Raw genomic sequence first — 13,980 nt, forward strand, 5'->3', positions numbered from 1 at the left:
TCCTACAGTACGATCAATAAAACAATAATGGATGCCATGAGTCCGATTGCCCAAAACACCGTATCGACTTTCCACTCTGACCAGCCAGACATTTCAAAATGATGATGCAATGGTGACATTTTGAAAACACGCTTTCCTGTCATTTTAAAGGAAGTGACTTGAATAATCACGCTAGCTGTTTCAAAAATATAAACTAGACCAACTAATAACAATGTCCATTCTTGATGCAAGAGGATTGACACCGCTGCTAACAAGCCACCTAAGGCAAGTGAACCTACATCACCCATAAAAATCTTCGCCGGTTTTTTATTGTATGGGAAGAAACCGACCAATCCGCCCATTACAGCTAAGCAAACGATCAAGATTTCATATTGTTGTTGATTCCATGCAATGATTCCGTAAGTTGCAAATGAGATTGTCCCTAATCCAGAGACTAATCCATCGATACCATCCGTTAAGTTTACTGCGTTGGAAAAACCAACCAGCCAAAAAATTACAAACAAGCCATAAAAGATAGTTAGCGGCAAATCAATGCCGAAGAAATTCAATGTATTAGGATATCCTTCCATCCGATAGACAAGGTAGAAGATAATCGCTACAACGACTTGCGCGATGAATTTTTGTCTTGAAGTCAGTCCTTCATTTTGTTTTTTTGTTAATTTAATGAAATCATCTAAAAATCCAATGATTCCATATAACAATAGAACAAACACTAAAATCACTAGTGAAGTCGTCATTGTTTGTGTCCAAAGACTGAACCAGATTGCCGTGATTACAGCAGCGGTCAAAAATCCTAGCCCACCCATTGTCGGTGTTCCCGCTTTTGAATTGTGCCATTTAGGACCGTCCCCACGAATTTCTTGACCTTGTTTTTTCATTTTAAAATAGCCGATTATAAAGGGCATGCCTGCTACAGTAATTGCAAAACTACTGGCAAAGGCAATAAAAAATTGTGCCGGTTGCATTTTTTTCTCTCCAGTCTTAACTTAACGTAATTTTCAATTTCTTTTTCGATATTGCTGCATAAGGAGCGATACTTTGTTTTGTACAATAACCATCTCCTTTAAAGCTGACCTCAATGTCTAACAGATTTGTTAATTTCAAGATATCTGCTTTTGACCAACCGCGTACATCGGGCATTTCTTTCTTACCATCAGTCAGTAAGATCAAGTGCTCATTTGCCATGACCTTCTCACCTGGTTTTTCTGATTGCTTGATGACTTTATCTCCGTCGCCAACCACGACTGCTGTCAATCCTCGTTTATTGGCATCAGCGGCAGCTTTAGCAGTTGAGAGATTCCGATAGTCTTCTACAGTGATTTTAGTATCACTTTTTTCCTCTGAAGAATCTACTTGATTATTTTGAAATTCCATCGCACGACTTAATAACGGATTAGCGATTTCTCCCAAAACACCTTCTTTACTTTCTTGGGGTTGTTTCATTGTCAAATATAAAATATATTCAGGATCTTCCGAAGGGATCATCAAAGCAATCGAATAAATATAATTGGTACTTCCCGTTAGATAAGTTCCCCCGCTTGCAATCTGTGCAGTCCCTGTTTTAGCAGAAATATTATAACCAGGTACTTTGTATTGATCATAGGCAGAACCATAGTTTTCACTTTCGACCGTGTCCCGCATATATTCACGAACCTTTTGAGCCGTCTCAGCTGTGATAGGCTCTCCAACTACTTCAGGTTCAGCAATGATCTCTTTGCCTGTATTAGGATCAGAGACCTTTTCGATATAATGAGGTTGCAGCATTTTTCCATCGTTTGCTACAGCAGTAAATCCGCGCATCATTTGAAAATTCGTTACACCGATTGCCTGTCCATATGAACTCATTGCTTGGTCAACGATATTGCTAGTCGGCAACGTGCCTTCTGATTCACCCGGCAGACCGGAATACGTACTCTGACCAAATCCAAAACGTTTTACATACTCCGGCCAACGATCACCTAGTTTTTCCTCTAGCTTGACCATTCCAACATTACTAGACCAAGAAAGTGCCTGACGCATCGTCAGAATTCCTTTTTTACCTAAATCCCAGTCATTGATCGTCGCATCAGCCACCTGAATCTTACCAGAGACGTAACTTTCATTTTCATTAAATACGCCTTCGTTTACCGCAGCAGAAGTCGTGAATACTTTCATTGTTGAACCTGGTTCATAGCTGTCTTCAATTAAAAAATTGCGCCAAGCATCTGATTCTCCCAGACCTTCTTTTGTCTCAGGATTAAATGTTGGACGTTGAGACATTGCCAAAATGTCTCCTGTTTTTGCCTGCATCAGCATGGCTGTCATCTCAGTTGGTTTAACTTCTGCATTTACATTATCTAAAAGTGTCTCCAAGTAACTTTGTAATCCAGCGTCTAAAGTCGTGTAGATGTCTTCGCCATCAACTGCTTTTTTTTCTTCGGCGACACTGCCAGGAATTGGTCGTTGGTTTTCATCTTTTTGATAGACGACTTTTCCATCTTTTCCTTTTAAGACATCATCATAAGCCGCTTCAACACCCATCATTCCAACCAATGTTTCTTTCTTGTCCGGCTGAGCATAACCAATAAAATGAGAAGCAAAATTCCCGTTTGGATACATGCGATCTGTGTGTTCCGTGAAATACAATCCTTTGACTTTTGCTTTTTTCATGGCATCTTCAATATTTTGTTTGGTTTCCTCAGAAATATTCTTACCTTTATTACCAAATTCGACTTGATAATATTTGCTGGTACCATCACTATTAATCCCACTTTTTAGGGTTTTCAATGCTGATTTTTTTTTGATTCCTAAATACTTATGTAAGATTGAGGATAACTCAGTAAAATTTTTCTCTTGAGCATAGAGTTTTTCTTTTCCTGATACATAGCTTTCTGATAAGATTGCATAAATCGAATAAGAAGTGGCATCTTCTGCGATGACTTCCCCATTCCGATCATAAATCGTCCCGCGTTTGGCTTTGACAACCTCACCGCCATGATACAATTCTTCTGTTTTCACCTTCAATGAGGTTCCTGCTACGTGTCCTCCTGCCACTACATAAATCATGCGGATGGCAAAGAAAAAGAACAATACAATACTCGTAGCAAACAAAATAACGCCTACTTTTTTGCGATTGTTCATCGGAGTCAGATTCTTTTTTCGGATTTTTCTTTTTAGCCTTTTAAAGCTCATCTACTTCACTTTCCTTAAATTCTCATCATTGATTGAAAGTCCAGCTTTTTCCGCAACTTCTTTCAAACGATCCGAGCGAGACAGTTCACTCTTTTCTTGTTGTAGTTGTGTAGCTGTTTTTTCTTTTGCATCAATATTTGTTTGAATACTGGTGATTTCATTTTGTGTTTTGCTGATTTCATTTCGATAATTAACCATTACGATTGAAAGACCAATCAACATCGCTAAAAACGCCAATACTGCAAATTTTTCTACACGCGTGATTTTCTTTAAACGATCTCCCGGAGAAACAAAAACTTTAAAAGAATCTGGCGTTTGGCGAATTTCTTCTTGCTGAGAATCAAATGGAAATGATTGATTGTTCTTTAATTCTGCCATAATCCTTATCCTTTCTTCACTTTCTCAGCGATTCGTAATTTCGCACTTCTTGCACGGTTATTATTATCTAATTCCTCTTCTGAAGGAATAATTGGTTTTCGGTTAACTAACTTCAATACTGGTTGAAATTCTTCAGGAACCATCGGTAAACCTGGAGGCATATCTTTTGGCGTGCTGAATTCTTTGAACATCGTTTTTACGATTCGATCTTCTAATGAATGGAAGGTAATCACACTCACTCTACCTTCAAGAGCCAATATATCGATGGCTTGTTCTAATGAACGTTCAATTGCTCCTAATTCGTCATTTACAGCAATTCGAATCGCTTGAAAGACTCGTTTAGCAGGATGACCGCCTTTTCGTCTTGCCGGTGCAGGAATAGCCTCTTTAATAACATCTACAAGTTCCCCAGTTGTCTTGATTGGCTGATCCATTCGTTTACGCTCGATCACACGAGCAATTTGTTTAGAAAATTTTTCTTCACCATAACGAAAGAAGATTTTTACTAATTCATGATAAGAATACTCATTTACAACCTGATACGCGCTAAGTGGTGCCGTTTGATCCATCCGCATATCTAATGGCGCATCTTGATGGTAACTAAATCCACGTTCGGCTTCATCAAGTTGCGGAGAAGAAACACCTAAATCATATAAAATCCCGTCGACTTCCGTCACACCTAAACGGTTCAATTCTGTCGTAAGTTCTCTAAAATTTGCTTTAACAAAGGTCACTTGATTTTTAGTCACATATTCAGCTAAACGAATTTTTGCGTTATCGATTGCTTTTTGGTCTTGATCAAAAGCGTAAAGATGCCCGTCTGTGTCTAGCTGACTTAATAAATACTCACTATGACCAGCTCCGCCCAATGTACAATCAACATAAATACCGTTTGGTTTGATTGCTAGACCGTCAACTGTCTCGTGGAGTAAAACGGTTGTATGTTGAAAGTCTGTCATGAATAATCCTCTTCTCTAAAATCCGAAATCGACCATTGTCTCTGCAATGTCATCAAAACTTGCTTCTGTTTCTTTTGTAAATTCATTCCAACGTGTTTGATCCCAAACTTCGATTCGATTGGCCACGCCGATAATGACACATTCTTTTTCAAGTGATGCATGATTGCGTAAAGACACAGGTATGTTGATGCGTCCTTGTTTATCAATCTCGCATTCAGTGGCTGCAGAATAAAAGAAACGGACAAATGCGCGCGCGTCTTTTTTTGCAAGCGGCATCTCATTTAGTTTCGTTTCAAGTTGGTTCCATTCGTTCAACGGATAGCCAAACAAACACCCATCCATTCCACGGGTAATAACAAATTTCTCGCCTAGCTGTTCACGTAATTTTGATGGAACGATCAATCGGCCTTTCGCATCAATATTATGATGAAATTCGCCCATGAACATCTAGACTCCACCCCTTTTTACCACCATATGTGATTAGTCTACCACAATCCCCCACAATCTACCACACTTTGTAAAAAACAAAAATAACACTTTTTTTACCTTCATTGACCATATGATGAAATAGAGAATCTCCAGAACAATTCGGAGTTTTTTTAAAGTTCTTATCGGTTATAATACACTGATAATACTTGCAATAATCAAAACCAAATAAATCAAAACAGCTAGTAGGAATGTTAAACGCCAAAACATTTTAAAAAAACGGCCATACATGATGTCACGATAACGATAGGCTTGAAAAACGACGACACCAATTCCTAACAATAAAATGGTCAATAAAAAATATGGTAAAATCGAAAATGTGCTGATACTTTTAGAGATCTCATGCATCCCAACGATCAAAAATGGCACGGTGATATCGGGAGTCTTCAAATTAAAGCGTTGTTTTAATTTAAATATTGTTACGATATAATCAGACCCTAAAAAGACGATAATCGGAAAAATATACCATAACAATAGTACTGGTAGCGATGATGCCAATAAACACAGTCCTTCCTCTTTAAATTACTTTTTCACTATACTGCTTTATCGTTACATTCGTGTTGCAATTCATTTAAAATATAAAGGATTTAACAAGTTTTAACAATTGAATTCGTGAGAATCTCACGAAAAGATTTCTTAGTATTTTTTAAAAGTTTTTTTAGTTATTTGCGGAGTTTTCCTAAATGGAGTATGATGAGTTTGACATTTTTTTGAGGATGGTGACATCATGAATAACAAAAAATCTACGAGCACATTTTCTAAAGTTACTAAAGTCGTTATTTGGACCATGTTGATTTTAACAATTGGTTCATTAGTTTTGAGTAGTCTGTTTAGTATTATGTAAAAATGACTGCATTTGGTAGGTCGTTTTACTATGACTGTTGTCTCTTATATAAAAAATAGCCGGAGCAGCTGCTCCGGCTATTTTTTAGCTAATTGCAATAATTCTTTGGCATGTTCCACTGACAAATCGGTAATCTCAGTTCCTGCTAACATACGAGCAATTTCTTTCGTTCGTTCTCCTTCAGCCAATTCTTCTACTTTAGTCACAGTACGGCCTGCAATTACTTCTTTGCGAATAAACAATTGATGATCGGCTTTAGCGGCAACTTGTGGCAAATGTGTGATGCACAATGCCTGCGAATTTTGACCGATTTGATAAATCTTATCAGCGATTGCTTGTGCCACTCGTCCACTAACTCCAGTATCCACTTCATCAAAAACAATACTCGTCAGTCCTTGTGTTTTTGAAAAAATGGTCTTCAAGGCGAGCATAACACGTGAAATTTCTCCACCTGAAGCTACTTTGACTAGAGGTTTCAATGGCTCTCCCGGGTTCGTCGTAATGTAAAATTCCACCTCATCAATTCCTTCTCCTTCAAAAGAGATCGTTTTGAAGGTGACTTCAAAGCGAGCATTTTCCATATACAGTCCCTTTAATTCAGCTTGAATTGCTGCCTCTAATTTTTTAGCCATTTTTTTGCGTGCAATTTGTAATTTCTCTGCTAATTTTTGCAGTTTCGCTACTTTAGTCGCCAATTCCTGTTCTAATTTTTCAAGCTTGTCTCCTGAAAAATCGGAATCCAATAATTCTTGGCTGATTTGATTATAATAGTCTAAAATGACTTCAATCGAATCGCCGTATTTTCGTTTTAACTGATGGATCAATTCCAAGCGTTCATTAACCAGGTCTAGTCGTTCTTCGTCTAATTCTAATAAGTCCAATTGGCGACCGATCTCACTGACAGCATCTTGCAACAAATAATAGGCACTATGGACGTTATCAGAAATAGTTTCATACTCTTTATCTAAAGAAGCAATTGTTTGCAGTTCTTGACTAGCTGAACCGATTGCATCCAAAGCGCTCGTTTCTTCACTGGTCATCGCCTGATAGCTATAAGAAAGACTGTCGACGATTTTTTGATAATTCGTCAGTTTTTCACGTTCTTCGACCAACTTTTCTTCTTCGCCAATGACCAAACCAGCATTGCTGATTTCTTCTTGCTGAAAAGTCAGCATGTCGATTCGTTGAGCGAAAGATTGTTCGTTTCGTTTGAATTTTTTCACTTGATTCGCTAAGGAAACGTAGCTTTTATACGCAGTCTGATAAGTCGCTTTAATTTTTTGAAATGCCGTATCGCCAAAACTATCTAACAGACGCAAATGGGATTCTGGATGCATCAGCTCTTGATGATCATTTTGTCCTTGAATATCGACTAAGAATTGTCCGATTCGGCGTAAATTTGCTAAAGTCACGATTCGGCCATTTACTCGAGAGATACTTTTGCCTGAGATATTCAAATCTCTTTGAACAATCAGCTCTGCTTCATCAACTTCTATCCCAAGTTCTTCCATCAATAAATAAAATGCTTGTTGTTCAGGCAGATCAAATAGACCCTCCACCAAACATTTGTCACTGCCTTGACGAATATATTCGATTGAAGAGCGAGCACCAGCTAACAAACTGACGGCGTCAATAATAATCGATTTCCCGGCGCCTGTTTCTCCAGTCAAAGCCGTCATTCCATTAGTAAAACTCAAATGTAACGAAGAAATGATCGCAAAATTTTTGATTGTCAATTCTTGTAACATTTTTCCTATTCCCCTTTACTCAGACCTGCTAGTTATTTTGACTTTTTTCCATAATATCTTGTTGGATTCGTTTAGCATCTTCTTCTGTTCGAACAATCAATAAGATACTGTCATCATCATTCAACGTCGTAAATAAACTTGCCGCAAATTGTTTTTCCAATAAATTGGCACAAGCTGCTGCATTTCCTGGTAATGTTTTTACATTAATGAATTTTTCCATCTGATCGACAGATACCACTGCCTCTTTCAAAAGATCCGCTAACTTCTCATTTACATCTTCTTGTTCTTTGCGCGGCAAACTGTAGCGATACCCACCATTTTGTGCGGGGACTTTGATTAATTTCATTTCCTTGATGTCGCGTGAGATTGTGGCTTGCGTTACTGCCACACCTCGCTGTGCAAAAATCGCTACGAAATCTTCTTGTTTTTTTACATCGTGTTCGCTTAACAGTTGCGTGATAATACGATGTCTTTCTTGTTTTCGCATTCCTTCTCCTCCCGATTATTTAGCTAGTTGTTGATGAGCCTCTGATACGACAGCCGCTAACTCTATTTCTGGATTTAAATGACCTTTTTCTGGCACTTTTTTTAAATGGGCCAAAAATTCAATATTGCCTTCACCGCCAGTAATTGGAGAAAAAGTCAATTCTCGTACATCGAAGCCATGTTCCACAGCAAAATCTGTAATCTCTTTTAATACCATCAAATGAATTTTTGGATCTTTGATGATCCCTTTTTTTCCAACAAATTCTTTTCCTGCTTCAAATTGGGGTTTGATCAACGCTACTACATCGCCATCTTCTGTCAAAATATCGTGTAGTGGCGGTAAAATCAAGCGTAATGAGATGAATGACACATCGATTGTCGCAAAGTTTGGTTGCCCGCGATCAAAATCAGCCAATTTAGAATAGCGGAAATTCGTTCGCTCCATTACGACTACTCGTTCATCTTGCCGTAATTTCCAAGCTAGTTGATTGTAGCCGACGTCTAACGCATAACTCAATGTAGCTCCATTTTGCAAAGCAACATCTGTAAAACCGCCTGTAGAAGAACCAATATCTAATAAGATTTTTTGACGGATATCTACATCAAACTGTTTTAATGCTTTTTCTAATTTTAATCCACCACGAGAAACATACGCCAAACTTTGTCCTTTGACTTGTAAAATCGTTTCAACCGGAATTTTTTCGCCAGGTTTGTCCAACCGTTCATTTTTTTGGTCGTAGACTTGTCCTGCCATTACGCCGCGCTTAGCTTTTTCTCTCGTCTCAAAAAGCCCTTGATTAAAAGCTAACACATCCACACGTTCTTTTTTCATTTCGTCCCCTACTTCATAAATAGATTTCGTTTGATTCAATCAGTTACTTTTCTAAGTCAAAAAGTGTCAGCAATTCTTCAAAAATTTGTGGTTGAAATTCAGCAACTTCTGCCAATTGGTGGATCACAATCTTTGCTTGTCCTAATTCATCAGCTAGCGCTTGACGAGCACCTTCAAGTTCTAATAAGCTCGGATAAGTACTCTTTTCTGATTTTTCGTCCTGACCAATTTGCTTTCCTAATTCCTCAGTCGTTCCAACGATATCTAGTAGATCATCTCGGATCTGAAAAGCTAATCCGATGTGTCCACCCAGTGTCTCAAGTAATTCTGCCACATATTCCGTTTGATTTGCTAGAATACCTCCTGCTACAAAAGCATAGGTCAACAATGCACCAGTCTTTCTATGGTGAATGGCTTGTAAATCCTTCAATGGAATCTGATTTTTTTCTGCTGCCATGTCACCTGCTTGCCCAGCCACCATTCCACCAATACCAGCGGCTTTGGCCAAAAGCTGAATCAACAAAACAGTTTCGCTTGGACTTAAAGTAGTTTCACTGAGCAGTTGAAAAGCACCAGTTAACAATCCATCTCCGGCTAAAATCGCTAACGCATCGCCGAAAACTTTATGGTTCGTGAGCTTTCCTCGACGCAAATCATCATCATCCATCGCAGGTAGATCATCGTGGATCAAGGAATATGTATGAATCATTTCAAGTGCTCCGGCTGTCTGATATACAGGAGTCGTTAATTCTTTTTGGAAGGCCTTTACCGTTGCTAAAATAATCAACGGTCGCAGCCGTTTTCCTCCTGCTTCAATCGAATAAAGCATACTCTTTTTTAATTCTTCATGAGACGTGTACGTATTAATGAAATCACTAATCTCTTTTTCAACTTTAGGTAGCTCCTCAGCAGAAAGCTGCTGCAGCATTTAAGCTTCCTCCTCACCTGTAAAAGGGACTTCTCCATCTTCACTCATCATCTTTGTCAGCATTTTTTCTGCTTTTGTTAACGTATCTTGGCATTGTTTACTCAAGACCATCCCTTTTTGAAAAGCTTCTAATGCTTCTTCTAAGGGAACATCTCCTCGTTCTAATTGAGTCACGATAGTTTCTAATTGTGCGATTGATTCCTCAAAGGTCTTATTCTCCATTATTCTTGCTCCTTTTGAATTTCTAAAATTGATGCTTTCACAGAACCATCTACAAAATGGATCGTCAGTTCTTTTTCTGTTAGATCCGTTACTGAACGAATCACTTGATCATCTTGCGTCGTATAAGTAAAGCCGCGACCCATTGTTTTTAATGGACTTAATAGATCTAGCGATGCAATGGCTTGCTGGACTCTGCGTTGTTGATTTTCTAAATAGCCTTGCATTTGTTGCTGCAACCGTTCTTGCAAGTAGGTCATCTGTTGTTGTGCTTGATTCACACGACCAATCGGATTAGCTTGCGCTAGACGATTGCTATAATGCGTCAACTCTCGTTCTCGCTGATTGGTCAAAACAGTCATGTTTTGCTGTAATTTTTGTGTCAAACGGTCTAATTGAACACTTTGCGCTTCATACAAACGATTAGGTTGTCTAAAAATGTACGATTGCTGCAGTCGTTCAAAACGTTCTTTTTTTCTTTGCAATTGATGCAAATAGGCTTGTTCCAATCGTGCTTGCTTCTCTTTGATACGCAAGAGTTCTTCTGATAGGACAGGTACGGCTAATTCTGCCGCAGCTGTTGGAGTGGCCGCTCGTACATCCGCAACTAGATCTGCAATCGTCGTATCTGTTTCATGTCCGACTGATGAAATAATCGGAATTGGTGAAGCGGCGATTGCTCGAGCAACGACTTCTTCATTGAATGGCCACAGATCTTCAATCGATCCCCCACCTCGTCCAATAATCATCGTATCAAAGTCCAACGCCTCTGCTTTTTTGATATTCTCAACAATGTTTGCTGCGGCTTTGTCTCCTTGTACCAGTGTTGGAAACAAAACTAGCTGTGTGATAGGGTAACGTCGGTTTACAGTTGTGATGATATCTCGAATTACTGCACCGCTAGGACTGGTTATTACAGCGATACGTTTAGGGTAACGTGGCAAGGATTTTTTAGATTGTGAAAATAATCCTTCTTTTTCTAATTTTTCTCGTAATTCTGCTAAAGCTTGATACAAAGCCCCTACTCCGTCAGGTTCCATATGATCGATATAGATTTGATACATACCGCTAGCTTCATACAATGCTACACGTCCTACTACTAAAACTTTCATTCCCTCTTTTGGCGTGAATTTCAGTTTTTGAAAAGCACCTTTAAACATGATGGCATTGATTTTTGAGCGTTCATCTTTCAAGCTGAAATATTGATGATTATTTGGCCGCATCCGAAAGTTAGAAATTTCTCCGGTCAAATAGACCCGCTCTAAATAGGGGTCTACATCGAATTTTCGTTTAATATATTTATTTAAAGCACTGACAGTCAAATACTCCTGTGCCATCTAAACACCTCTTTGCTATTTATGTTCCAATACTTGGCGTTTGCAACATTCGACTGTTTGCTGCATCAACATGGTGATGGTCATCGGCCCCACACCACCAGGGACAGGTGTTATATAGCCTGCGATTGGTTCAACTTCATCAAATTTCACATCACCGATCAATTTTCCCTCTTCATTTCGATTCATCCCAACATCGATTACCACAGCACCAGGTTTGATAAATTCTTTGGTAACAAAGTGTCCTTTACCAATTGCCACAACTAAGATATCAGCTTTACTGGCAACATTAGCCAAATCTTCTGTTTTTGAATGTGTCAAAGTCACAGTCGCATCTGCTTCTAAAAGCAAGATCGCCATTGGTTTGCCTACAATATTGCTACGTCCGATCACGACTGCTTGTTTTCCTGCTAATGGAATCTCATGTGCTTCAAACATTTTCATGATGCCATAAGGTGTACAAGGAATTGTGTGCGGCATCCCCGCAAATAATCGGCCCATATTCATCGGATGAAAGCCATCGACATCTTTTAACGGATTGATTGCAAGCAATACCTCCTCTTCATTGATGTGTGCTGGCAATGGTAGCTGGACTAAGATTCCATGAAATTCATCTGCTTTATTGAAATAATCGATTTCTGCAATTAATTCTGCTTCTGTGATCGTTTCTGGATAGCGTTTTACTTCAGAATGGATCCCGATTTTTTTTGCGGTACGCTCTTTATTTCTTACATATATTTGACTAGCAGGGTTTTCGCCGACTAATAGCACGACTAATCCTGGCTGGATATTTTTTGCTGCCAATTCTGCAACTTGTGCGGCTGTTTCTTGCTGTAAGTTTTCTGCTATTTTTTTACCATCTATAAGTTGTGCCACGTTATTTCCCCACTTCTTTCTTCAAATAGTTTAAATAAAGCTGGGAAAAATAGCTTTATTAGCTATTTGCCCCAGCTTCATCGATCTCTTTCATTACATTAGATAAGATTCCATTGACAAACTTTCTTGACTGATCATCACTGAAAGTTTTGGCTAATTCGATGGCTTCATTCAAAACCACTCGATTGGGGACTTGAGTGTTGTACAACATCTCATAGATCCCGATTCGCAAGATAATCAAATCCATTTTTGCAATTCGTTGAATCGACCAGTTAGAACGTAGATGTTTTTGGATGATTCCATCTAGTTCTGCTTGGTTTTCCACGACTCCGCCAACCAATTCATCAAGATAGACTGGAACAAATGCTTCTTCGTCTTCACTAACAAATGCCTGCTGGTCGATACTCAACGCATGGTTGATTGCATCTTTTTTGGTTAATTCTTGATTAAAGTCCAAGGGAAACAGTGCTTGTAGAGCCTTTTCCCGGATCTCATGACGTGATAATTCTTTATTCATTATTTTCCTCTTCATCATTGAACAATTCTTCTAAAGACGGTTGTTCTAATTTTTCTGCAACGACGCCAACTACGTGGATGTTCACTTCACTTAATTCTACATCTGTCATAAACAAAACTTGCTGTTTTACCCGTTCTTGCATAGCCATCGCCACTTTGGGAACAGAAGTACCATAATCAAAATAAGAATAGATATCGACTTTCAATCCATCTTCATCATTTTTAAGATAAACCCCTTTGCCGTGAGCAGCTTTTCCAAGCAACTCCGTCACGTTGCTTGCCAAAGATCCGCGCATACCGTAGACGCCATCAACTTTTGAAGCCGCAATTCCGATGATCACTTCGATTACTTCTGGTGCAATGATAATCTCGCCAAGTTCAGGACTCTCGCCTAAAACTAAATTTTTTTCATCTGCCATCTTACTCTCCCCTTATTCCTCCAAATGTATTTATTTTTTCTTTTAGAAAAAATAAATCTGATGTTTATGCCATATCCAATCTACTTTTAAGATCAGGCTTGGCTCATTATTAAGGTATGAATAGTGTTACTACAAAATTTAAAGCTTCCCGTATATTTTTTATCGTTTGAATTTCTCAGATAAAACAGCTTATGCACGAGAAACGTAACTGCCTTCTTGTGTATTAATAATCAGCTTATCTCCTTGATTCACGAAAAATGGTACATTAACGGTCAAGCCAGTTTCCATCACTGCTGGTTTTGATCCGCCTGATGAAGTATCTCCTTTGATATTAGGATCTGTTTCAGCAACTTCTAACGTTACGGTATTTGGCAGGTCTACACCTAAAATCTCATTGCCATACATAATAACAGTCAACTCAGTATTTTCTAGCACGTAAAGCATTTCTTCTGCTACTTGCTGTTTAGGCATTTCAATTTGTTCGTAACTTTGCATATCCATAAAGACATAATTATCCCCGTCATCATAAAGATATTGCATTTTTTTATTGTCGATTTGTGCTTTCGCTACCTTTTCACCCGCGCGGAACGTTTTTTCTTGAACTGCTCCAGTACGTAGATTTTTCAGTTTTGAACGAACGAAGGCCGCACCTTTACCCGGCTTCACATGCTGAAATTCAACTACCCGCCAAAGGCCGCCGTCGACTTCAATCGTCAAACCAGTTTTAAAATCGTTTACTGAAATCATGATACTTCCTCCTACTTCACTGAAAAGAAATCAATCA

At 38.7% G+C, this 13,980-nt stretch carries 17 protein-coding genes; 1 reads left to right on the forward strand and 16 read right to left on the reverse strand.

Annotated features, from left to right (window positions below):
* Positions 1-2: 2 nt before the first annotated feature.
* From mraY to P7D84_RS07950, 6 genes are all read right to left on the reverse strand, one after another.
* Positions 3-965, reverse strand: a complete 963-nt coding sequence (gene mraY, locus P7D84_RS07925; RefSeq protein ID WP_311805903.1) for a phospho-N-acetylmuramoyl-pentapeptide-transferase — start codon at positions 963-965, stop codon at positions 3-5.
* A gap of 16 nt (positions 966-981) precedes the next feature.
* On the reverse strand, positions 982-3,171 hold the full coding sequence (locus P7D84_RS07930; protein ID WP_311800237.1) for a penicillin-binding transpeptidase domain-containing protein: 2,190 nt from the start codon (positions 3,169-3,171) through the stop codon (positions 982-984).
* On the reverse strand, positions 3,172-3,549 hold the full coding sequence (gene ftsL / locus P7D84_RS07935) for a cell division protein FtsL (RefSeq protein WP_311800238.1): 378 nt from the start codon (positions 3,547-3,549) through the stop codon (positions 3,172-3,174).
* A 5-nt stretch (positions 3,550-3,554) separates the two neighbouring features.
* Complete coding sequence (gene rsmH / locus P7D84_RS07940; protein WP_311805905.1) at positions 3,555-4,508, reverse strand: 16S rRNA (cytosine(1402)-N(4))-methyltransferase RsmH; 954 nt, start codon at positions 4,506-4,508, stop codon at positions 3,555-3,557.
* 15 nt (positions 4,509-4,523) lie between these two features.
* On the reverse strand, positions 4,524-4,955 hold the full coding sequence (gene mraZ, locus P7D84_RS07945) for a division/cell wall cluster transcriptional repressor MraZ (RefSeq protein ID WP_311800240.1): 432 nt from the start codon (positions 4,953-4,955) through the stop codon (positions 4,524-4,526).
* 168 nt (positions 4,956-5,123) lie between these two features.
* Positions 5,124-5,492, reverse strand: coding sequence for a DUF3397 domain-containing protein (locus P7D84_RS07950; RefSeq protein WP_311800241.1), 369 nt, complete (start codon positions 5,490-5,492; stop codon positions 5,124-5,126).
* 229 nt (positions 5,493-5,721) lie between these two features.
* Between P7D84_RS07950 and P7D84_RS07955 the strand changes: the two genes are divergently transcribed.
* Complete coding sequence (locus P7D84_RS07955; protein ID WP_311800242.1) at positions 5,722-5,838, forward strand: DUF4044 domain-containing protein; 117 nt, start codon at positions 5,722-5,724, stop codon at positions 5,836-5,838.
* A 77-nt stretch (positions 5,839-5,915) separates the two neighbouring features.
* Here P7D84_RS07955 and recN read toward each other — a convergent pair whose 3' ends face one another.
* The 10 genes from recN to efp form a co-directional block, all read right to left on the reverse strand.
* Positions 5,916-7,586 (reverse strand): DNA repair protein RecN, encoded by a 1,671-nt coding sequence (recN, locus tag P7D84_RS07960; protein ID WP_311800243.1) that lies wholly within the window; start codon positions 7,584-7,586, stop codon positions 5,916-5,918.
* A gap of 28 nt (positions 7,587-7,614) precedes the next feature.
* Positions 7,615-8,073: an arginine repressor gene (locus tag P7D84_RS07965; RefSeq protein ID WP_311805907.1), complete on the reverse strand. Its 459-nt coding sequence runs from the start codon at positions 8,071-8,073 to the stop codon at positions 7,615-7,617.
* Between the two features lie 15 nt (positions 8,074-8,088).
* Entirely contained in the window at positions 8,089-8,904 is an 816-nt protein-coding gene (locus P7D84_RS07970) for a TlyA family RNA methyltransferase (RefSeq protein ID WP_311800245.1), read from the reverse strand.
* A 43-nt stretch (positions 8,905-8,947) separates the two neighbouring features.
* Positions 8,948-9,832 (reverse strand): polyprenyl synthetase family protein, encoded by an 885-nt coding sequence (locus P7D84_RS07975; protein ID WP_311805909.1) that lies wholly within the window; start codon positions 9,830-9,832, stop codon positions 8,948-8,950.
* On the reverse strand, positions 9,833-10,054 hold the full coding sequence (locus P7D84_RS07980) for an exodeoxyribonuclease VII small subunit (protein ID WP_311800247.1): 222 nt from the start codon (positions 10,052-10,054) through the stop codon (positions 9,833-9,835).
* On the reverse strand, positions 10,054-11,388 hold the full coding sequence (gene xseA, locus P7D84_RS07985; RefSeq protein WP_311805911.1) for an exodeoxyribonuclease VII large subunit: 1,335 nt from the start codon (positions 11,386-11,388) through the stop codon (positions 10,054-10,056). Before xseA ends, P7D84_RS07980 begins: the two co-directional genes overlap by 1 nt.
* Positions 11,389-11,403: 15 nt before the next feature.
* Positions 11,404-12,261 (reverse strand): bifunctional methylenetetrahydrofolate dehydrogenase/methenyltetrahydrofolate cyclohydrolase, encoded by an 858-nt coding sequence (locus P7D84_RS07990; protein WP_311805913.1) that lies wholly within the window; start codon positions 12,259-12,261, stop codon positions 11,404-11,406.
* 58 nt (positions 12,262-12,319) lie between these two features.
* Entirely contained in the window at positions 12,320-12,778 is a 459-nt protein-coding gene (nusB, locus tag P7D84_RS07995) for a transcription antitermination factor NusB (protein WP_311800250.1), read from the reverse strand.
* Positions 12,771-13,196, reverse strand: coding sequence for an Asp23/Gls24 family envelope stress response protein (locus tag P7D84_RS08000; protein WP_137609841.1), 426 nt, complete (start codon positions 13,194-13,196; stop codon positions 12,771-12,773). Before P7D84_RS08000 ends, nusB begins: the two co-directional genes overlap by 8 nt.
* Positions 13,197-13,385: 189 nt before the next feature.
* Entirely contained in the window at positions 13,386-13,943 is a 558-nt protein-coding gene (gene efp, locus P7D84_RS08005; RefSeq protein ID WP_311800252.1) for an elongation factor P, read from the reverse strand.
* Positions 13,944-13,980 lie beyond the last annotated feature (37 nt).

Origin of the sequence: Enterococcus dongliensis (assembly GCF_031927985.1) — a bacterium.
In the GTDB taxonomy this organism is placed as follows: domain Bacteria; phylum Bacillota; class Bacilli; order Lactobacillales; family Enterococcaceae; genus Enterococcus_A; species Enterococcus_A dongliensis.

Bases quoted from the DNA above. Each gene is read 5' to 3' on its own strand.
- P7D84_RS07930 (WP_311800237.1), bottom strand. From the start codon at position 3,171: ATGAGCTTTAAAAGGCTAAAAAGAAAAATCCGAAAAAAGAATCTGACT.
- P7D84_RS07980 (WP_311800247.1), bottom strand. From the start codon at position 10,054: ATGGAGAATAAGACCTTTGAGGAATCAATCGCACAATTAGAAACTATC.
- efp (WP_311800252.1), bottom strand. From the start codon at position 13,943: ATGATTTCAGTAAACGATTTTAAAACTGGTTTGACGATTGAAGTCGAC.
- P7D84_RS07975 (WP_311805909.1), bottom strand. From the start codon at position 9,832: ATGCTGCAGCAGCTTTCTGCTGAGGAGCTACCTAAAGTTGAAAAAGAG.
- P7D84_RS08000 (WP_137609841.1), bottom strand. From the start codon at position 13,196: ATGGCAGATGAAAAAAATTTAGTTTTAGGCGAGAGTCCTGAACTTGGC.
- mraZ (WP_311800240.1), bottom strand. From the start codon at position 4,955: ATGTTCATGGGCGAATTTCATCATAATATTGATGCGAAAGGCCGATTG.
- nusB (WP_311800250.1), bottom strand. From the start codon at position 12,778: ATGAATAAAGAATTATCACGTCATGAGATCCGGGAAAAGGCTCTACAA.
- rsmH (WP_311805905.1), bottom strand. From the start codon at position 4,508: ATGACAGACTTTCAACATACAACCGTTTTACTCCACGAGACAGTTGAC.
- P7D84_RS07970 (WP_311800245.1), bottom strand. From the start codon at position 8,904: ATGAAAAAAGAACGTGTGGATGTGTTAGCTTTTAATCAAGGGCTTTTT.
- xseA (WP_311805911.1), bottom strand. From the start codon at position 11,388: ATGGCACAGGAGTATTTGACTGTCAGTGCTTTAAATAAATATATTAAA.
- P7D84_RS07955 (WP_311800242.1), top strand. From the start codon at position 5,722: ATGAATAACAAAAAATCTACGAGCACATTTTCTAAAGTTACTAAAGTC.
- ftsL (WP_311800238.1), bottom strand. From the start codon at position 3,549: ATGGCAGAATTAAAGAACAATCAATCATTTCCATTTGATTCTCAGCAA.
- recN (WP_311800243.1), bottom strand. From the start codon at position 7,586: ATGTTACAAGAATTGACAATCAAAAATTTTGCGATCATTTCTTCGTTA.
- P7D84_RS07965 (WP_311805907.1), bottom strand. From the start codon at position 8,073: ATGCGAAAACAAGAAAGACATCGTATTATCACGCAACTGTTAAGCGAA.
- mraY (WP_311805903.1), bottom strand. From the start codon at position 965: ATGCAACCGGCACAATTTTTTATTGCCTTTGCCAGTAGTTTTGCAATT.